This window comes from Oceanobacillus sp. FSL K6-0118, assembly GCF_038006665.1.
GTDB classification, from domain to species: Bacteria; Bacillota; Bacilli; order Bacillales; family Amphibacillaceae; genus Oceanobacillus; species Oceanobacillus caeni.
In genome coordinates, this window is the sequence record NZ_JBBOVR010000001.1 from 2,393,593 (window position 1) to 2,412,465 (window position 18,873).

The window sequence follows — 18,873 nt, forward strand, 5'->3', positions numbered from 1 at the left end:
AGTGCTAATACTAATAATAAATTATCAAATCATATATTTTTTGTCAATAAATCCGTTGTAAATCAGAATCTTCTAACATAAATTCTTCAAATACTTTATTTGCTAAAAGTAGACCACTTTCTGTTAAATATAGTGTTTCATTATTTACGTATAATAAATCCATTTTAATAAACTTTTTTATTTGTTCTTTAAATAATGAATCTAAGGTGAACCCAAATTTAGACTGGAATTGTTTTTTACTTAATCCTTCCATTCTTCTTAGACCCAAAAATATTTCTTCCTCAATGTTTTCCTTAAGCGTAATGCGTTCTTCTTCTAAAATTGGATGTCCATCTTTCATTGCTTTCTTAACATAAGCTGGCAAAGGTCGTAAATTGGTTATTCTTCTTCCAGGCAAATACCCATGCGCGCCTGCACCAAAGCCATAATAATAGTCATTACTCCAATAATTTAAATTATGTTTGCTTTCAAACCCAGGCTTTGCAAAATTACTAATCTCATATTGGTGAATACCATTTCCGTTCATTGTACTCCTAAGAATCTGATACATTTCGATTTCGGCTTCTTCGGTAGGACGGTTGAGTTGTCCTTTTTTATGTTTTAAATAAAAAACCGTTTTTGGTTCAATTTGTAGCCCATAAGTCGCATAATGCGGTAGGTCAAATTGTAATGCTAAATCTAATGAATGTCGAAACTGTTCGACTGATTGATGTGGTAATGCATACATCAAGTCAAGGCTTATATTGCTAAAATGATATTGGCGGAACAAATCTACGGTTTTATAAACATCTTTGACACGGTGGACCCTACCAATTTCCTTTAGTAGTTGATCGTCCATTACTTGCACTCCAAATGAAATTCTGGAAACACCATTTTCCTTTAATAATTTTGCCTTTTCTTGATCGATATCTCCTGGATTCACTTCAATTGTAAATTCCTCACAAGAATCCATGTCAAATTTTTTGTTTAAAAACTCAAGTAAAAATTTCAATTGTTTATAATTTAGGGCTGTAGGTGTACCACCACCTATATATAATGTCCGTACGTTATTATATTTCCCTTTAATATTCATATTTATTTCATTTATTAATGCATCTATATATTCCGTTGCCAACTTTTCATTATAGAAAAACTTAACAAAATCACAATAATGACAGATTTGCGTACAGAAAGGAATATGAATATATACGGATTGAACTTCTTGTTCCATTTTTATCATCTCCTAATTAACAAAGACAAAAAGGAAAACCTAGTCCCCTAAGTTTTCCCTTTCATTAGACCTTAATCTTCTCCCATTTCGAGTACCGCCATAAACGCTTCTTGCGGTACTTCAACAGAACCGACCATTTTCATCCGCTTTTTACCTTCTTTTTGTTTCTCCAACAATTTACGTTTTCGTGAGATATCTCCACCGTAAAGTTTAGCAGTTACATCTTTTCTTACTGCTTTAATGGTTGAACGTGCAATAATTTTATTCCCGATAGCAGCTTGAACTGGAACTTCAAATTGCTGCCTCGGAATTAATTCCGTTAATTTATCCACTATTTGTTTCCCGCGAGTATAAGCAAAATCACGATGAACAATAAAGGATAAAGCATCAATCGTATCACCATTTAGTAAAATGTCCATTTTAACTAGTTTTGATGGTTGATAGCCGATTAACTCGTAATCAAAGGATGCATATCCTTTTGTTTGTGATTTCAATTGATCAAAGAAATCATACACAATTTCAGAAAGCGGAATATGGTAAATAACATTTACACGAATATCATCTAAATACTGCATATCGATGAAGTTCCCGCGTTTTTTCTGGGAAATCTCCATTACTGCACCAACATAATCATTAGGAACCATTATTGTAGCTTTAACATATGGTTCACTAATTTCTTGTATTTTTTGTGGATCTGGCATTTCAGATGGGTTATCTACAGAAATCGTTTCACCGTCTGTCTTCTCTACTTCGAAAATAACGCTTGGAGCAGTTGTGATTAGATTAATATTAAATTCCCTTTCAATACGCTCTTGGATGATTTCCATATGCAATAATCCTAGGAATCCACAACGAAAACCAAATCCTAACGCTTGTGATGTTTCAGGCTCATATTGAAGAGATGAATCATTTAACTCTAGTCGCTCTAATGCTTCTCTTAAATCGTTATAATCATTTGAATCAACAGGATAAAGGCCACAATATACCATGGGATTTAAACGACGATACCCAGGTAAAGCTTCCTCTGCGGGACGATTGGCATTGGTAATCGTATCCCCTACATGAATATCCCCTACACTCTTGATAGAAGCCGTTATAAATCCAACATCCCCTACTGTGAGTTCATCACGTGAAGTAGCTTTCGGTGTAAATACTCCGACTTCATTTACTTCGTATTCCTTATCTGTCGCCATCATTTTTATTTTATCGCCAACTTTAATGGACCCTTCTTTTATACAAACATAAGCAATTACACCACGGTAGGAATCATATAAAGAATCAAATATAAGTGCTTTTAGAGGTCCATTTTCATCACCAGCCGGCTCTGGAACTACTTCAACAATTCTTTCTAAAATATCCTCAATACCGATATTAGCTTTTGCTGATGCTAAGATGGCATCATCACCATCAATTCCGAGAACATCCTCTAATTCTTGTTTAACTCTATCAGGATCCGCACTTGGTAGGTCAATTTTGTTGATTACAGGAATAATTTCTAAATCATTTTCCATTGCTAAATATACGTTAGCTAGTGTTTGTGCTTCAATTCCCTGTGCTGCATCGACTACAAGAATGGCACCTTCGCAAGCTGCAAGGCTTCGGGATACTTCATAAGTAAAATCGACGTGTCCAGGTGTATCAATTAAATGAAAAATATATTCTTCTCCATTTTTACTAAGATATTTAAGTTGTACTGCGTTTAATTTAATGGTAATACCACGCTCACGTTCCAGATCCATCCCATCGAGAAGTTGTTCCTTCATTTCTCTTTTAGAAACAGTTTGCGTATTTTCTAAAATTCTATCAGCCAATGTAGATTTTCCATGATCGATATGCGCTATTATTGAAAAATTACGTACCTTTCTTCTTTTGCTCCCCATTCTATTGCTCACTCCTACAAATTCTATAGAGGTTCTTCATACAGTTATTAAAACATCAGACTATTGAAAAACTTGGCATTCGCTATTTAGTTCGGCGAATGCCTTGGTTGCACTTATTCAGTAAGAAAGTTTTATACTTTCCCATCTTGCCAAGAATAATCAATAAAGTTGATTATAGCAATTGAATGTGGGATATTCAATCAAGAACGTATATTATCCTCCATACATTTTAGCTTTATCAAAAAAATATGTCAGCTACATGATACATGATTCCGACTACTACTTCATAAAACCCTTGAACGCTTGTTTCAAGGAATGAAGCTGTTTTCTGGGTTAAGTGGAATTCGTTTTCCATCATCATAAGGTCCTGATCTACTGTTGATGACACATTTTCTTGATTTACCGTTTCTATATCTTTTTCTGTAATTATTTTTTCTTCTACTAACTTTTCTTCTATTTCATTTCCATTTATTACATTTTCATTCGATGCCTTACTTATTTCTTCACCACTTTGATTTATCCCATATAACGTTCCAGATAGGAAAAAAACAGCCAATAGTAACACTGTTATAAGAGCACGGACCATTTATACTTCCCCCTTAAGAATCCCCTTCAACGGACTCAGCATCCCAATAATATTTACTAAACACTTCTGCAAAAGCATCAGCTGAACGATACATTTCATCTAAATTATTTTCCGGTCCACCAAATTCAATTAATAGTGCATTTTCTGATAAGTCCTGGTTGAAGATTCCATTTGTCCCTGATCCACCTTTTCTAAGTACACCGCGACTCAATCCTGGGTATTTCTCCTCTAATAAATAATGCAATTCAGTTGCTAGCTGTAAATTCTTTTCAAATTTAGGGTGGTCTTCACCAACAACAAAAATAATTCTAGCGTAATCTTTTCCTTCCATTTCCTTTGTGGTGTGCTTTCTATTCAATGCATCCCGATGTAAATCAAAAGAGAATTGTATATCTTTATTAGCAGCAAATGCTTCTTGAACAACACCTCTAGAAGCTTCATAGGATTGCCAATATTCCATTCCTTTTTCATCTAAAAGATTTCCTATATCTTTATCTTCTACTTCTGCACCTATTCCTTTTGCCTCTAAAGATTTAGCTAATCTGTCACTTACCATAGTAATATTCACTTTGGAATGGTGTGCTTGATCAGGATCGTTTACATCTGGTAAATGAGGTAGAAAAGATTCTCGGTTATGTGAGTTATAGATATAAACGACTTTTCTATCACCTGTTGATTGTGAATTCTCCTCTTCTTTTACCTCATCTTCTTCCGTCTCTACAATTGCCTCTCTATCTTTTAATACTTCTTCTAATGGAGGAGAAGATTCATAAGGGAGGTTTGTATAATCTGTTCCTTCACCTGCAATTAAGATTTGACTATCATAGATGGAGAAACCAGGAATTTCATTACCTAATAAGCTTCTCGGATCCTTTGGTTTAATACTTGTTGCTACTTGAAATAACGAAGATGACCAACTAGGTAATGGGGTCTCTTCCGGAAAAGCCTGATTAAAAGCTCTATTTTCCATTCCAAGTAAATGGAGAAAAACAGAGCCATCTATATCGTTTGTCCATTTTGTTATCGTACCTGAAGATATACGATAAGCTGGTTGAATAGTAGTTAATAATCCAATTAGCAAGAATAAAACAATAACACTCGTTAGATATAATCCACCTTTTTTATAAAAGCGAAACGGACGGTTCTTTGGAAATTTACTTTTGGAACTCATTCTTCCACCTCTTTCTAATGGCACTCCTAGTAAAATCTATGAGAACCAGTTAGAAAGTAGAACACTTTTCGTATCCTTTCTATCAAAAATAATAGGGAGATCATTTATCATCTAGAGTACTGGGCGAAATTAGTGACATCTACTTTTTCATGTAATGCAGCGTTAATTCCTTCTGCAATAAGATTTGCCATATCAATCATAAAACCATCTACTTCTTTTGGGGTAACCATAAGATTATGTCCTAGTGGAGTTAATACTTCTTGAATTAATTTACGTTTTTCTTCCTCCGATAAAGTACCGACAATCCCCATAAAGGTTTGTCTTTTTTGTTCATCTGGAAGATCCTCATCCGTAAATTCCTTTCCTCCAAATGCCATTCCAGCTGGGGCTAATGCTTTAGATGGTCTATCTTTTTCATTCCACTCTCTACCAAAATGTTTTAAAATAAAATCTATCGTATCACTAGTTATTGTAACGGCATCTACTACTGTTGGTACACCAACCGCAATTACCGGAACTCCTAGAGTTTCTTTACTCAATTCCTTCCGTTTATTACCAACACCAGATCCGGGGTGGATACCTGAATCTGAAAGCTGTATCGTCTCATTAATTCTTTCAATCGACCTGGAAGCTAACGCATCAATCGCAATAATAAAATCTGGTTGAAACTTTTCTACAATACCAAAAATAATGTCACTTGTTTCTATACCTGTAACCCCCATTACCCCTGGTGTTACAGCAGCTACTGGACGATACCCTTCTGCAACAGATTCAAATTCAAGTCTAAATAAATGACTCGTTACTAACGCTTTTTCTACAGCCATCGGTCCAAGTGCATCGGGTGTAACATTCCAATTACCAAGGCCAACAATTAATCCCGTTCCATCCCTCGGGATTTCATTTTTTTCTACTAATGTTTCGAGTTCGCGAGCAAGGATCTTTGCTGCAACTTCCTGACGTTTCGTATCCTGTCTTTTGACCCCATCAGCATATATAGTTACATAAGAACCGGGTTTCTTACCTACTAATTTTGCTCCCTCTTCATCAATATCAACATAAGATATTTTAACACCCTCCTGATCTCTTTCTTTAAACGTTACGCCTTTTATTTCTTCTGATTTTTTTTTCTGTTTCTTTTTTTGCTCCGACTTTACATACATATCTCTCGCTTCAACAGCTAAATCTGTTCTTACCTGGTATACTTGTTCTTGTTCTTGTTCATTGTTATTTCGCATACGATGACATTCCTTTCCCATTTTCTTATTATTAGAATGAACAATTTAGCAAAAACAATACGATTTCTTGTGAAGGGTTGTTTAATATAATTATTAAAATTTTATCCGCATGTAAGAAATTTATTGAAAAGAGAGAGTTCCTTTGGTAAAATATCATTTGTTAACCTGTAAGTAATAAATGGTAGACTCTATAAACATAAATTGAAAAATGAAAGTCTTACCGTGTCCTATTTAGGAGGTGAAATACATGGCAAATATTAAATCTGCGATTAAACGTGTTGACATTAATAATAAAAAACGTTCAGCTAACCAATCTCAAAAATCTGAAATGCGTACTGCTATTAAAAATGTAGAAAAATTAGTAGAAGCTAAAGATATTGATGCTGCAAAAACAGCACTTACAGCTACTGTTAAACAAATTGATAAAGCTGTACAAAAAGGGATTATCCATAAAAATAATGGAAACCGTCAAAAATCACGCTTAGTGAAAAAAGTAAATAGTATTACTGCTTAACTAAAAAAACGATCCAGTTGGATCGTTTTTTTAGTTAAGCAACATTTATTAAATCATATAAAAGAAGTTCAAACGAAAGTTGTTTATCCATATTCCCTTGCTTCATCACAGCATCTGTATTCGCTAATTTATCTATAATACTCTCTAATTTTTGAACCGAAAATTGTTTTTCCCTGCTTAAAGCAATCTTAATAACATAAGGGTGAGCCCCTAACTGCTTCTGCATTTGAAATTGGGTATAGCCTTTTTGCTTTAACAATTTCACGCGTAATATCGTTCTAAATTGGAATGCAAGTAACCCAATTAACGCGATAGGTTCTTCATTCATTTTTTCTAAATCTTTAAAAATAGAAATTGCTTTATGTAAATTTCTATCTATAACGGCATCAACTAATCTTAAAGAGGAAATATTGGATGTATGGGAAATGAGATTTTCTACTACTTCTTTTGTAACAAGACCTCCCTCACCGACAAACGTAGAAAATTTCTTTAGTTCACTTTCCAATAATTGTAAATTAGTTGATAATTCGTTTTCAATTATTTCTACTGCATCACGCTCAATTGTAATATGAAATTGACTTGCTAAAGATTGGATCCAACTTGATACATCTTTTTCTTTAATTGGTTCACAATTTACATATTTAGCGTGTTTTTTAAGTACTTTACTAACTTTTTTTCGTTCATCTATTTTTTCATACGGAGCAATTATTACAAAAATGGAATAGTCAACTGGATTTTCCAGATATGTTATAAGGCTATCCAAATCATGTTCAAAAGGAGTTTTGTCGGGTTTTGCTTTTAAAAATACCGGGTTTGAAGCAATAATTAATTTTTTTTCACCGAAAAAAGGATATGTTTCAACATCCCCTACTACTTCTTGAATTGGAACTTCCTCTAAATCATAGGTAGATAAATTTTCCTTATCTTCTCCAAGTACCCGAATGATAATTTCTTTTTTAATATTTTCAATAAAAAAATCCTCTGATCCATATAGCAAGTATACTGGAGCGATTTTATTCGTTTTTAGTTCTTTTAATACTTCTAGATATGACATTTATATACACCATTACTTTCTAAAATTGAACTTTTTAAGTTTTTATTTGAATACTTATATGGTAAATTGTATATTAAGTAATATCAAGAAGTAAATGGAGGGAAATATTTTTTGACCATAATTATTAAGCAATTTCCCTCCAGAATCTATATCAACGTTTAACATATAGCTCTAGAAACTATATGTTAAACGATATTTGTTTAAAGATGATGCTCAATCACTTATAGCATATGTCTTCTCAAAAATTATATAGATGTAAAGTCTTTCTAATTTAAGTAATAAAGTAATAATTATGTTAAAATTGTTATATATGGAAAATTTTTATAATGATAAGTAGATTTTTTCAACTTATTATTTTATACTAATGATGGTAACAGGAGGGGTAAAAGTGAACGAATTTGAAAATAATCCACAATCAAAACATAGTAATGATGTTGTAGATTCCATCAAGGGATTTGTTGGCTCATTTGTTTTCTTCGTAGCCATTTTTGCAATTGGAGTTATTATTAGTGTAGTAGCAGGTTAATAAACGTATCGTTTGGAAAAGAGACTGAATAACAGTCTCTTTTTTCATGGTTTAGGAATTACAAAATTTGCTGCATATGGATAATTATTCAGAATAGGCCACGTCCTGCTCCAGCGCCTTTGTTCTTTTTTTAAAATCAGTGCTTAAAACCATTACTCGCTATTATAATATGGCAAAGTAGTTGAAAATGTTCCAGAATTTCCATTAAAGTGATATTGAACGGCACCATGCTCATCTGTTCGAAAAATAATGGTTTCATTATCCTTAATTCTTTGAATGATTTCATCGGATGGATGTCCATAACGGTTATTTTTCCCAACAGAAATTAAAGCGACCTTGGGATTAATTTGATCTAAAAATTCTGCGCCTGTTGATGTATTACTACCATGATGACCTACTTTTAACACATCTGCTTTTAAATTGGGATAATTTTTAATTAAATTTTTTTCCGTTTCTATCCCCATATCCCCGGTAAATAACCATGTTAAACCCCCAATTTCTGTAAACAATACGACAGAATTTTCATTCGGATCATTGGCATTTTTTAACGGTCCAAGGACATGGAACGGATGACCTTTTATATTCAGCACGTCTGAACCTTTGACCTTTACTATTTTCTTATCTTTCCATTGTTCCTCTTCTATTTCATAATAAGCATGCACATAAATTCGATCTACATCCATCTCCTCCACGATAAACGGCGCACTTCCGACATGGTCTAAATCTTCATGGGTTAAAATTAATGCATCTACTTTTTGAATGCCTTGTAAATATAAATATGGTTTAATAATTCGTTTATAGATATTTTCGCTAACTGTACCATCAGAGAAGGAAAATGTAGCTCCAGCATCTATCATGATGACACCTTTTCGATAAGGTAATTCAATTATATAAGCGTCACCTTGACCAATATCCAACATCGTCACCCTTCCTTCAGGAGATAGATAGGGTTTTGCTACAAGTAAAAATAACAACAAAGTGATTAATATTCCTATTTTAAATCCCTTTATTGATTCATTCCATTCAACTTCCATCATCATTATTAGAAAGAGAATAAAATATAAACAAGTTATACTTATAGAAAATGTGCCAATTACCCATGGGGTATCGGCAATTTTATCAAACCAGAAAATAAATTGTAAAACGAATTGATGGATGAACATAAAAGCTTGATCTAAAAATTTAACAATAGGGAAGGGTAATAATGTAAGGGGAAGTAAAATATACATAAATGGGATCACAAATAAAGAGAAATAAGGAATAATTATAACATTTAATATAATGGATAACGGTTGAAAAAAGGAAAAATAATTAAATTGTAAAGGTAAAATGATCATTTGTGCGACAAAACTTATTTTCAAAGCTTGCATGAAAGGGTTTTTATCGGAGGATAGCCATCTTCCGGAGAGTAAAATACTAAACGTAACTAAAAATGAAAATTGAAACCCAACATGATAAATTAATAAAGGATCCCATACAATTAATAAAATAAAAACGATTGCTAGTACGTCTGTGACACTATATTTGCCCTTTGTTTTAAGGAAAAGAATAAATATAATAGCCATTATACTAGCACGCCATATCGATGGTTCTCCACCTGCCAAAATAGCATATATAGGCATAAAAAAAATAACAAACCATTGAGCTTTTTCCTTCGTTATAATGGACAATTTAATTAATACGAAATACATGAAGGTAAGTAAGATTGACACATGTGTACCTGAAATGGCGATAATATGCGACAGGCCCCATTTACGAAACAATTGTACCGATTCATCATCTAAAGATGAATCATCCCCAAGAACTAGAGAATTTAGCCACGAAGCACTAAACGGTGTCAATTCATTTTGAATATTAGCAAGGAGCTTGGAACGTACGGAATATAATTTATCGAGAAATTTAAATCCGTCACAATGAATATGATTCATGGAAGATAACGTTATTTGTACATCAATTCCCTGTTTCTTCAAGAAATCCCGGTAATCAAATTCTCCGGGGTTTCTCCCTTCATTCGGAATTTCTTTCTTTCCATTAACAATACAGGTTGCACCATATTTTAAAAAATGAGTAGAGAACTGTTCTTTTTCATTAGGAAAATAAATCACAACTATTCTCTCTCCTGTAATGGATTCTTTAAGGATAAATTCGACTTTCTTGTCGGTTTTGTCAATGGGACTTATTATCTCTCCATATATTGGGTTAGGGGTTACAGAAGTCTCTTCTTCGGAGGGTAATGTACTTGTTTGCGGGTAGTGAAGCAGAAAAAATACGAGGAAGGTTAAGGAAACAATCACATGGAGTTTCCTTAACCGCTTCAAATAATATAAAATTCCTATCCAGATCAAAAATACTATAATAAAAAGAAAATGATGATAATGAATAAATAATATAGCACATATTGCGGTAAATGCAACGATATGCCAGTAACCTTTCATCCGCTCACCCTATTCTATTTTTTCATAAACAGTCTTTGTGCTTGTTCTTTTATCAAGGTTATTTCTTGCTCGTCTTTATCGGTATTACTTTCCAACTTATGGATTAATTCATAAACAAATTCATTCTTTTTCTGAAAATTAGTGTCGACTAATAAATAGTCTAGTTCGACTTTTCTCGTCTTAACGCCAGCTTCTTTAAATAACGTTATTGCATATTCATTATTATGATAATCTTCTGCATAATAAACATTCTTAATCCCACTTTGTATAATTTGCTTACAACATTGCAAACAAGGAAAATGTGTTACATAAATATCTGCGTTATCCGTAGGTACTCCAAATTTAGCGCATTGTAATAGTGCATTAGCCTCGGCATGAACGGTTCTTACACAATGGCCATCTACTACAAGACACCCTTCATCAATACAATGAACGCCTCCTGAAACACTTCCATTATAACCACCAGCTATAATACGTTTATCCCGTACAATGGTAGCACCTACCATTAGTCTTGTACATGTACTTCTTAATGAAAGAAGATGACTTTGAGCCATAAAATATTGATCCCAAGAAATTCTATCCATATATATCCCCTCTATCTGTAATATTACATGTTAAGTTTACATTTCGTTACGAAAGCCCGTCAATCATCATTTTGAAAACCACCTGCTAAAAAGGTTGTCGTTAAAAAAATGATTACGGAATTTGAATATTATCTTTCATGTTTTCTAACGTTTTTTCACCGATACCAGAGATTTCAAGTAAATCCTCCACAGTTTGAAATAATCCAAACTCTTCCCGATGTTGAATGATTGCTTGTGCTTTAGAAGGTCCTATGCCAGGTAAACTCTCAATTTCATCTTGGGTGGCGTAGTTTATTCTAACTTTACCATCCATATTACCACTTATAGTTTCCGCAGCCTGCCCCGAATCCACAGTAAAATCTGGAAGTTCCGGTACCATTATAATCATTTCATCGTGCACCTTTTGTGCTAGATTAACTTGTGACTGATCCGCATCCTTGGTTAATCCGCCAGCTTTTTCGATAACATCTTTCACTCTATTTTCTGTAGTCATTTCATAAACTCCCGGTTGTTCAACAGCACCTTTTACGTCTACATATATTGTATCTTGCTGGGATGCTGAATCATTTAAAACTTCTTTCATCGGAACTTCACTATTTAACGTAGAGGCTGAAGATATTAATTCTTCGTCTTTTGGTATACTTTCGTCTTTAGAGAAGAAAAAGATAAAAATAATGACAATGGAAATTAAAATAAAGAAGGAACTCTTTTTGAGAAGATCTAACAAGTGGAACCACATCCTATTTTTATTATTAGAGGATGAGAATGGATAGAACGTGGGATATACATAACAATATTCGACACCGAATAGAAATTTCCTTTAAAAAAACACGAGATTAATTAAAAATCTCATGTTTTTTCTGCAACAAAGAAAATTCTTTCTGATTGGTCATGTAGATGTTCCGGTTCTAAAGAAAAATCGGCATAAACCTTGACGTTGGTAAATCCCACTTCTTTTAGTGTTTTTTTATAAAACGAAATAGGATATGTCCGCTCATGGTGATACTCATCAAATCTTACATATTTACCATGATCTAAGACAAAAAAAGTTAAATCGTGAAACATTTCCCCGGTTTCCTCACCCTCGGAGCAAAACCAGATATAAGACATATCTTCTAATACGTCAGCAAAGGTTTGATTTTTATAATTTTGTTCCACTTGAAAAATAGAATGAACGTCAAATATAAACATACCACTTTGATTTAAACTGTTATATGTTCGCCTGAATACCTCTTTAATTTGAGCTTTGCCGGTAATATAATTTATGACATCGCAATAACTTATAGCTAAGTCTATACCTTCTAGACCTTCCATTTCTGTTAGATCTTGATGTAACCAAGTGACAGAAACGTTTTTTTCGTTTGCTTTACTTGCCGCATACGTTAACATATCTTCTGAATAATCTATTCCAATTATTTCAAAACCTAGCTCTCTCAACCTAATTGAGATTTCTCCAGTTCCACAACCTAAATCAGCAATTCGTTTTATTTGACGATCTCCTAGAACACTTTGTGTAAAATGAACCCATTCATCATATGGTGCATCTGCCATAAATTTATCGTATACATATGCCATTTGTTTATAAACCATATCTTATCCCTTAAGTTCAATCTCCAAAGGTAATTTTTCCGCATCGCCCCATAAACGTTCAAGATTATAGTAGTTTCGTTCCTCTTTGTGGAATACATGACAAACAATATCTCCTATATCTACTAAAATCCATCTTGCTTGTTCGAACCCTTCCATTCGTTTTACATCAATGTCCATTTCATCCATTTTATCTTTAATTTCTCGTGCGATTGATTGTACCTGTCTTTCATTATTTCCATGACAAATAACGAAATAGTCAGCAACAAGTGATACATCCTTCATGTCTAAAGCAATAATATCCTCTGCTCGTTTATCATCACATGCTACTGCAATCTTTTGTACAATTTCATTACTTTCCATATATTCCATTACCTCCGTTTGTACGTTTAGTTAAATCATTATATGCATAAAATGTATCAGGGTATATTGTTGCATTTTTTTTCATTAAAAAAGAAATGGTATTTTTAGATGCCATCCAGCAAGCTAGAACTAGATCTTTCTTTGCGGTTTCACGAACATCGACAACCCCAGGAAAATCTCTACCAGGTTCTATATAATCAGCTAGAAAAATAATCATTTCCAACTTACTCATATTTGCCCTTCCAGTCGTATGTGAATAGATTGCTTGTTTAATTTCACCATCATCTATTCCATACTCTTGATCGATTAAAACGGATGCCACAGGACCATGCCATAGTTCATGATGGAAATTTAACAAATCTTTTGGCAAAGATGTCGTTTTAATAATCCTTTCCATTTCATCTAATGATCTGTACTTACAATAATCATGAAAAACAGCTGCTAATTCTGCTTTTTCTATAGATTCATCGTATAATTTTGCCAAATTTATTGCCGTATCTTTAACTCTAAGTGTATGTTCGAATCTTTTTTGAGTTAAATGAGGCTCTACTATCCGTATTGCTTCATCTATTTTCATACAATTTATACTCCCTAATATAACGATATACAGGATCTGGTAACATATATTTTACCGATCTCTCATTAAAAATTCTTTCTCTAATCATGGAAGATGAAATATCCACCATTGGTATATCTACTGTAATAATTGGATAAGAAGTTTCCAATTTATAACCAAATCTCTTCACACCGATAAAGCGAATTAATTCCATTAATTCATCTATTTTATACCAATTTGGTAAATATTCCACCATATCTGCACCAATGATAAAGCAAAATTCATGGTCAGAATACTTCATCTTTAATTCTTTTATAGTTTGAAGGGTATATGACTTCCCTTTTCTTTCCAGTTCTATTGTGTTTAATTTAAAATATTCATTATCACGTATTGCTAGATCCAACATATTTAAACGATCTGATGCATCTATTTTTGATTCGTCTTTATGTGGTGGTGTATACGTTGGAATAAACCAAATTTCTTCTAATTCCATTGCAATACGAACTTCTTCTGCAATCCATAAGTGACCTAAATGAGGTGGGTTAAACGTTCCACCTAAAATTCCAACTCGTTTCATATTTATGGTAACTCCAACTGTTTATTTTCCTTTGACTCTTTATATAAAACAATATTATTTCCAATGATTTGGACTAATTCGGAATCAGTTCCATCTACCAACTGTTCGGCAACTGTATTTTTGTCTTCCATGCAATTTTGTAAAATACTTACTTTTAATAGTTCTCTCTTTTCTAAAGCTTCACCAATTTGCGTTATCATGTTGTCATTAACCCCATCTTTTCCAACTTGAAAAATAGGCTTTAGATGGTGTGCTTCAGATCGTAAAAAACGTTTTTGTTTTCCTGTTAACATATTATCTTCCTTCCAAAACTTGTTGTAATTCTTCATCCATATTATTAATATCTACACTTAAACCTGTCCATATTTCAAATGCATATAAGCCTTGGTATAAAAGCATTGTATGGCCATAGTGAATTCTTGCACCTAAATTTTCAGCTTCCTTAAGGAATTTCGTTTTAATTGGCTGATATACAATATCACTTACAATTACATCTTTCTTTATAGACTTTAAATGAATAATAGTGTTTTCCGTATTAGGTTTCATACCAACAGAAGTTGTTTGAATAATAATATCGTATTTCAATAAATTATTTTCTGCCTCTTTAAGCGTTAATATGTCTGTATTCGTTAATTCACTTCTTAGCTCTGCGATTTCCCTTGCTTTCTCTGTTGTTCTATTCGCTATATCGATATTAACATATCCTGCAAAGTCTAAACCACAATATATGCCACGAGCTGCCCCACCGGCTCCTAATATTAAAACATGTTTAGACTTTCTTTCCTTCGTCAATTCTGGATATTTTGTTTCTAAAGCACGAACATAACCGATAGAATCTGTATTATAACCTATCCACTTTCCATCCTTATTTAAAACGGTATTAACCGCCCCAAGTGTCTTAGCATTCTTATCTAACGAATCTAAATACGGTATGATTTTTTGTTTGTATGGAACAGTAACATTAAATCCATTTAATTCTTTATTATTTTTCATTTCCATTATTTTTTCTTCAAACGAATGTTGCGGTTCTATTTCATTAATTTCATAAGTACCTTGTAAGTTAGCCTTGCTTAAAAAACGTTCATGTATCCATGGTGATAATGAATGCTGTATTGGATAACCTATTAGTTGAAATTGTAAAGACATTGTTTCTCCTCCATCCCCTCTATATCATTTAATATCTAAATTAAAGAATTTCGTTTAGTTACTGCTACTCCCTTTGGACTATGCGCTCGAACAGTCGCACCCTCTCCAGACAAACTCACCCAACCTAATCCTGGAAATACGATGTCTGTTTTTTCTCCAGCTACTTTAAACGTACTTTCCGTTAGCTCAGGCAAAATTTCTAGCGTTTTACTATTAGGTGGAGTTAATAAATCCCCTAAATGCTTGTTGTATAAATTATCAGCATTCTCCAATTTTGTTCGATGTATTTCTAGTAAATTGGAAAAATAACAGATAAATGATTGTCTTTCACCCTTTATGAAATCCAATCGAGCTAATCCACCAAAAAATAAAGTTTGTCCACTATTTAACTGATAGACCTTTGGTTTTATTTCATTTTTTGGTGTGATTATTTTCATATCTTCCTCAGAAATGTAATGAGAAATTTGTTGCCTATTAACAATTCCAGGTGTATCAACTAATGATGTTTTCTCATCTAAGGGAATTTCTATAAAACCTAATGTCGTTCCAGGAAAATAGGAGGTTGTAATGACGTCATTAGCTCCAGTTGACTGTTTGATCAAACGGTTTATGAAAGTTGACTTTCCTACATTCGTCGTTCCAACAATAAATACATCTTTGTTATTGCGATAATGTTCTATCTGACCTGATAACTCTCCTATTCCATGGCCTTTTTTGGAGGAAATTAAGAAGACATCTAAAACTTTAATCCCAGCATCTTTTGCTTGGGATCTCAGCCACTGTATTAATTTTCGCTGATTCGTCGATTTAGGTAAAAGATCCACTTTATTACCAACTAAAATAATTGGGTTATCACCCGTTATACGCGGTAAACTTTTAATTAAACTTCCATTCACATCAAAAATGTCGATGAGATGAACAACTAACCCATTTGCATTCCTAACAGAACTAACCATCTTTAAAAAGTCATCATCCGTTATGGAAACATCTTGTATTTCATTATAATGTTTTAAACGAAAACACCTTTTACAAAGAATGTCTTCTTTCCCTAATGATGATTTTGGCGTGTACCCTGGTTTGTCTGGACTTATCGTTTGAATTTGTGCCCCACAACCCTGGCAAAATATTTCTTCCAACTCTATTCCTCCCAGCTGATTTTCCCTTGATTTCTTAACTTTTTCAATATAATACGTTCAATTTTTCGATTTATCCTTGTAATCTTACCATCAGTTTGGACAATTGGAACAACTAAAATAGTATATAAACCTGCACTATTTCCTCCAAGAACATCTGTTAAAACTTGATCGCCAATGACAACAATCTCTTCTTTTTTTAAGCCCATATTTTTTTGAACTTTTTTAAATGCTCGCTTTAATGGCTTCCTTGCACTATAAATAAATGGCGTATCTAATGGTTCTGAAAAAACCTTTACTCGATCGACATTATTGTTTGATATAATCGTTATTTTAATATCATGTTCCTTCATTAAGTTAAACCACTCGATTACTTCAGGTGTCGCATGTTCAACATCCCAAGCTACCAATGTATTATCTAAGTCGGTAATAATCCCCTTGATTCCCTTATCTTTTAATGATTCAGGTTGGATATCGAAAATACTTTTTACATACTTATTTGGTAAAAATCTACTTAGCACCTTATTTCTCCTTATCGTGTTTTAAATATAATTGTTGCTCGTCGCTTTATTCAAATTCTTCTCGTTAACGTTCATACAGCTAATTAAGAAGTAATACACTAATCCTACAATAATTTACCATATAATAAAAGTTCTATACTATTCCTTTTTTTGTAAAGCTATTAAAAAATTTGGCGTTCGTCATTAAGTTTGGCGAATGCTTTGTTGCACTTATACAGGAGATGAAATTTCATAATTGAAGAAAATAGAAATTATATGCTAAATTTCATGAAAAATACCCAATTTTTCGATAAAAAATCAAGAAATCGTTCGACAAATTTCAACACATTCCGAGTTGTGGATAACATTACTAACATTTTCAACAGTCGTTACACTTTGTAATACAAGGAAAAATCCATTATTACCCACAACTTATCTACAGTCCATTGTAGATAAGTTGCGTCTTGTCCTAGTTTAAGAAACATGTTAAATTATTATTAACTTAAAGTTAAGTAACTTATTATTCGCTATTAGGTTGGGCGAATGCACACCTATGCAGATTATAAAGTTTATACTTTTACTTTGACAATCTGCTAAGAGAGTATTTTTTGAAGGATGGCGCAATAAAGTATTTTTTAGGAGGGCTGCGAATGGAACATTTATCTGATGAACTACTATTAGAATCATACTACACAGCCAACGATTTAAATTTAAGCCCTGACTTCATTTCCTTAATTGAAGAAGAAATCCATAGAAGAAGTCTTTCACACAAGATTAAACGAATTAAATCTAGTTAATCCTTAACGTGAAATTCTCTTGTTAACTTTTCCTATTATCCTACCTTATTTATAAGGTAGGATTTTTTTTACAAGTATGGAAAGGTTTAAAATCTTTCCAGTTTGTTTAGGAACGATTAAGACATCCGCCCAACCTAAAGCAAACGGGAAACTTTTTAATCGAGCCAAAATTAATGTTCCTAATTTAATTTCTATGGACAGGCACGAAACAAGCTACCGCCTCATAAAGATGTTATATAGGCAAATACCCAAGCAAGATCGATGGATTTACCACTTTAGGAGGTGCATGTGTTTGTCTGGAATATTAACCGTTCTTGCTCTTCTTGTTAAGGAAGTACTCTTTTTTGTATCCTATGTAAAAAATCATGCCTTTCCTCAACCTTTACCACCGGAAGAAGAATTAAAGTATATTAAAGAAATGCAAGATGGCAGTAAAATTGCACGTAATAAACTTATTGAGCATAACTTACGGCTAGTAGCTCATATTGTAAAAAAATTTGAAAATACCGGGGAAGATATAGAGGATCTAATCTCAATCGGTACAATAGGATTAATCAAAGGGGTAGAAAGTTTTTCATTAAATAAAGGTACTAAACTAGCAACATACGCAGCACGTTGTATAGAAAATGAAATTCTAATGCATTTGAGGGCATTAAAAAAGGTTAAAAAAGATGTCTCCCTACATGACCCGATTGGCCAAGATAAAGAAGGAAACGAGATTAGTCTTATAGATATATTAGAGGCAGAAAACGAGAATATCATTGAGTACATCCAGTTAAATATGGAAATTGAAAAAATGCAGGAATATTTTACTATTCTAGATAAACGTGAGCGTGAGGTTATCATTTACCGATATGGCTTAAACAATACTAAAGAAATGACTCAAAGAGAAATTGCAAAAAAATTAAATATTTCACGAAGTTACGTATCCCGAATTGAGAAAAGAGCATTAATGAAAGTGTTTCATGAGTATTATCGAAAAGAAAGAGATAACTCTTAAAAGACATAATGAAACTTAT

At 32.9% G+C, this 18,873-nt stretch carries 21 protein-coding genes; 4 read left to right on the forward strand and 17 right to left on the reverse strand.

What is annotated here, in order from left to right; all coding sequences use genetic code 11:
• Nucleotides 1-43: 43 nt before the first annotated feature.
• From hemW to gpr, 5 genes are all read right to left on the reverse strand, one after another.
• Nucleotides 44-1,210 carry a radical SAM family heme chaperone HemW gene (gene hemW, locus MHI02_RS12330; protein ID WP_341165940.1) on the reverse strand — a complete coding sequence of 389 codons (1,167 nt, stop codon included), beginning with the start codon at nucleotides 1,208-1,210 and terminating at the stop codon, nucleotides 44-46.
• Nucleotides 1,211-1,281: 71 nt separating this feature from the next.
• Nucleotides 1,282-3,090 (reverse strand): translation elongation factor 4, encoded by a 1,809-nt coding sequence (lepA, locus tag MHI02_RS12335; RefSeq protein ID WP_341165941.1) that lies wholly within the window; start codon nucleotides 3,088-3,090, stop codon nucleotides 1,282-1,284.
• A 238-nt stretch (nucleotides 3,091-3,328) separates the two neighbouring features.
• On the reverse strand, nucleotides 3,329-3,676 hold the full coding sequence (locus MHI02_RS12340) for a hypothetical protein (protein WP_204798685.1): 348 nt from the start codon (nucleotides 3,674-3,676) through the stop codon (nucleotides 3,329-3,331).
• Between the two features lie 13 nt (nucleotides 3,677-3,689).
• Nucleotides 3,690-4,847 carry a stage II sporulation protein P gene (spoIIP, locus tag MHI02_RS12345; RefSeq protein WP_341165942.1) on the reverse strand — a complete coding sequence of 386 codons (1,158 nt, stop codon included), beginning with the start codon at nucleotides 4,845-4,847 and terminating at the stop codon, nucleotides 3,690-3,692.
• A gap of 107 nt (nucleotides 4,848-4,954) precedes the next feature.
• Nucleotides 4,955-6,082, reverse strand: a complete 1,128-nt coding sequence (gpr, locus tag MHI02_RS12350; RefSeq protein ID WP_341165943.1) for a GPR endopeptidase — start codon at nucleotides 6,080-6,082, stop codon at nucleotides 4,955-4,957.
• A 247-nt stretch (nucleotides 6,083-6,329) separates the two neighbouring features.
• On the opposite strand from gpr, the gene rpsT reads away from it, so the two are divergent.
• Complete coding sequence (gene rpsT, locus MHI02_RS12355; protein ID WP_060668327.1) at nucleotides 6,330-6,596, forward strand: 30S ribosomal protein S20; 267 nt, start codon at nucleotides 6,330-6,332, stop codon at nucleotides 6,594-6,596.
• A gap of 34 nt (nucleotides 6,597-6,630) precedes the next feature.
• On the opposite strand, the gene holA is transcribed toward rpsT, so the two are convergent.
• Nucleotides 6,631-7,650, reverse strand: coding sequence for a DNA polymerase III subunit delta (gene holA, locus MHI02_RS12360; RefSeq protein WP_204798683.1), 1,020 nt, complete (start codon nucleotides 7,648-7,650; stop codon nucleotides 6,631-6,633).
• A 388-nt stretch (nucleotides 7,651-8,038) separates the two neighbouring features.
• On the opposite strand from holA, the gene MHI02_RS12365 reads away from it, so the two are divergent.
• Nucleotides 8,039-8,176, forward strand: coding sequence for a YqzM family protein (locus tag MHI02_RS12365; protein ID WP_047183778.1), 138 nt, complete (start codon nucleotides 8,039-8,041; stop codon nucleotides 8,174-8,176).
• Between the two features lie 152 nt (nucleotides 8,177-8,328).
• On the opposite strand, the gene MHI02_RS12370 is transcribed toward MHI02_RS12365, so the two are convergent.
• The 11 genes from MHI02_RS12370 to MHI02_RS12420 form a co-directional block, all read right to left on the reverse strand.
• A complete protein-coding gene (locus tag MHI02_RS12370; RefSeq protein ID WP_341165944.1) occupies nucleotides 8,329-10,611 on the reverse strand; it encodes a DNA internalization-related competence protein ComEC/Rec2 in 2,283 nt (760 codons plus the stop codon).
• Nucleotides 10,612-10,625: 14 nt separating this feature from the next.
• On the reverse strand, nucleotides 10,626-11,195 hold the full coding sequence (locus MHI02_RS12375) for a ComE operon protein 2 (protein WP_047183776.1): 570 nt from the start codon (nucleotides 11,193-11,195) through the stop codon (nucleotides 10,626-10,628).
• 112 nt (nucleotides 11,196-11,307) lie between these two features.
• Nucleotides 11,308-11,922 carry a helix-hairpin-helix domain-containing protein gene (locus MHI02_RS12380; RefSeq protein WP_341165945.1) on the reverse strand — a complete coding sequence of 205 codons (615 nt, stop codon included), beginning with the start codon at nucleotides 11,920-11,922 and terminating at the stop codon, nucleotides 11,308-11,310.
• A 122-nt stretch (nucleotides 11,923-12,044) separates the two neighbouring features.
• Nucleotides 12,045-12,785 (reverse strand): class I SAM-dependent DNA methyltransferase, encoded by a 741-nt coding sequence (locus MHI02_RS12385; protein ID WP_341165946.1) that lies wholly within the window; start codon nucleotides 12,783-12,785, stop codon nucleotides 12,045-12,047.
• Between the two features lie 3 nt (nucleotides 12,786-12,788).
• On the reverse strand, nucleotides 12,789-13,145 hold the full coding sequence (gene rsfS, locus MHI02_RS12390; RefSeq protein ID WP_047183773.1) for a ribosome silencing factor: 357 nt from the start codon (nucleotides 13,143-13,145) through the stop codon (nucleotides 12,789-12,791).
• Complete coding sequence (yqeK, locus tag MHI02_RS12395; RefSeq protein WP_047183772.1) at nucleotides 13,135-13,722, reverse strand: bis(5'-nucleosyl)-tetraphosphatase (symmetrical) YqeK; 588 nt, start codon at nucleotides 13,720-13,722, stop codon at nucleotides 13,135-13,137. The genes rsfS and yqeK overlap by 11 nt, the downstream gene beginning before the upstream one ends.
• Nucleotides 13,709-14,278 carry a nicotinate-nucleotide adenylyltransferase gene (locus tag MHI02_RS12400; protein ID WP_047183771.1) on the reverse strand — a complete coding sequence of 190 codons (570 nt, stop codon included), beginning with the start codon at nucleotides 14,276-14,278 and terminating at the stop codon, nucleotides 13,709-13,711. The genes yqeK and MHI02_RS12400 overlap by 14 nt, the downstream gene beginning before the upstream one ends.
• A gap of 2 nt (nucleotides 14,279-14,280) precedes the next feature.
• Nucleotides 14,281-14,571 carry a ribosome assembly RNA-binding protein YhbY gene (yhbY, locus tag MHI02_RS12405; RefSeq protein ID WP_047183770.1) on the reverse strand — a complete coding sequence of 97 codons (291 nt, stop codon included), beginning with the start codon at nucleotides 14,569-14,571 and terminating at the stop codon, nucleotides 14,281-14,283.
• Between the two features lies 1 nt (nucleotide 14,572).
• A complete protein-coding gene (gene aroE / locus MHI02_RS12410; protein WP_047183769.1) occupies nucleotides 14,573-15,424 on the reverse strand; it encodes a shikimate dehydrogenase in 852 nt (283 codons plus the stop codon).
• A gap of 35 nt (nucleotides 15,425-15,459) precedes the next feature.
• Complete coding sequence (yqeH, locus tag MHI02_RS12415; protein WP_341165947.1) at nucleotides 15,460-16,560, reverse strand: ribosome biogenesis GTPase YqeH; 1,101 nt, start codon at nucleotides 16,558-16,560, stop codon at nucleotides 15,460-15,462.
• A gap of 2 nt (nucleotides 16,561-16,562) precedes the next feature.
• On the reverse strand, nucleotides 16,563-17,078 hold the full coding sequence (locus tag MHI02_RS12420; protein WP_047183767.1) for a YqeG family HAD IIIA-type phosphatase: 516 nt from the start codon (nucleotides 17,076-17,078) through the stop codon (nucleotides 16,563-16,565).
• Between the two features lie 629 nt (nucleotides 17,079-17,707).
• Here MHI02_RS12420 and MHI02_RS12425 point away from each other — a divergent pair.
• Nucleotides 17,708-17,854, forward strand: coding sequence for a sporulation histidine kinase inhibitor Sda (locus MHI02_RS12425; protein ID WP_047183766.1), 147 nt, complete (start codon nucleotides 17,708-17,710; stop codon nucleotides 17,852-17,854).
• Between the two features lie 292 nt (nucleotides 17,855-18,146).
• A complete protein-coding gene (gene sigK, locus MHI02_RS12430) occupies nucleotides 18,147-18,854 on the forward strand; it encodes an RNA polymerase sporulation sigma factor SigK (protein ID WP_047183765.1) in 708 nt (235 codons plus the stop codon).
• The last annotated feature ends 19 nt before the right edge of the window (nucleotides 18,855-18,873 follow it).

Coding starts and splice junctions, on each gene's coding strand:
- yhbY (WP_047183770.1), bottom strand. CDS start 14,571: ATGTTAACAGGAAAACAAAAACGTTTTTTACGATCTGAAGCACACCAT.
- holA (WP_204798683.1), bottom strand. CDS start 7,650: ATGTCATATCTAGAAGTATTAAAAGAACTAAAAACGAATAAAATCGCT.
- spoIIP (WP_341165942.1), bottom strand. CDS start 4,847: ATGAGTTCCAAAAGTAAATTTCCAAAGAACCGTCCGTTTCGCTTTTAT.
- gpr (WP_341165943.1), bottom strand. CDS start 6,082: ATGCGAAATAACAATGAACAAGAACAAGAACAAGTATACCAGGTAAGA.
- MHI02_RS12375 (WP_047183776.1), bottom strand. CDS start 11,195: ATGGATAGAATTTCTTGGGATCAATATTTTATGGCTCAAAGTCATCTT.
- yqeK (WP_047183772.1), bottom strand. CDS start 13,722: ATGAAAATAGATGAAGCAATACGGATAGTAGAGCCTCATTTAACTCAA.
- MHI02_RS12370 (WP_341165944.1), bottom strand. CDS start 10,611: ATGAAAGGTTACTGGCATATCGTTGCATTTACCGCAATATGTGCTATA.
- MHI02_RS12385 (WP_341165946.1), bottom strand. CDS start 12,785: ATGGTTTATAAACAAATGGCATATGTATACGATAAATTTATGGCAGAT.
- hemW (WP_341165940.1), bottom strand. CDS start 1,210: ATGGAACAAGAAGTTCAATCCGTATATATTCATATTCCTTTCTGTACG.
- rsfS (WP_047183773.1), bottom strand. CDS start 13,145: ATGGAAAGTAATGAAATTGTACAAAAGATTGCAGTAGCATGTGATGAT.
- aroE (WP_047183769.1), bottom strand. CDS start 15,424: ATGTCTTTACAATTTCAACTAATAGGTTATCCAATACAGCATTCATTA.
- MHI02_RS12400 (WP_047183771.1), bottom strand. CDS start 14,278: ATGAAACGAGTTGGAATTTTAGGTGGAACGTTTAACCCACCTCATTTA.
- rpsT (WP_060668327.1), top strand. CDS start 6,330: ATGGCAAATATTAAATCTGCGATTAAACGTGTTGACATTAATAATAAA.
- MHI02_RS12340 (WP_204798685.1), bottom strand. CDS start 3,676: ATGGTCCGTGCTCTTATAACAGTGTTACTATTGGCTGTTTTTTTCCTA.
- lepA (WP_341165941.1), bottom strand. CDS start 3,090: ATGGGGAGCAAAAGAAGAAAGGTACGTAATTTTTCAATAATAGCGCAT.
- MHI02_RS12425 (WP_047183766.1), top strand. CDS start 17,708: ATGGAACATTTATCTGATGAACTACTATTAGAATCATACTACACAGCC.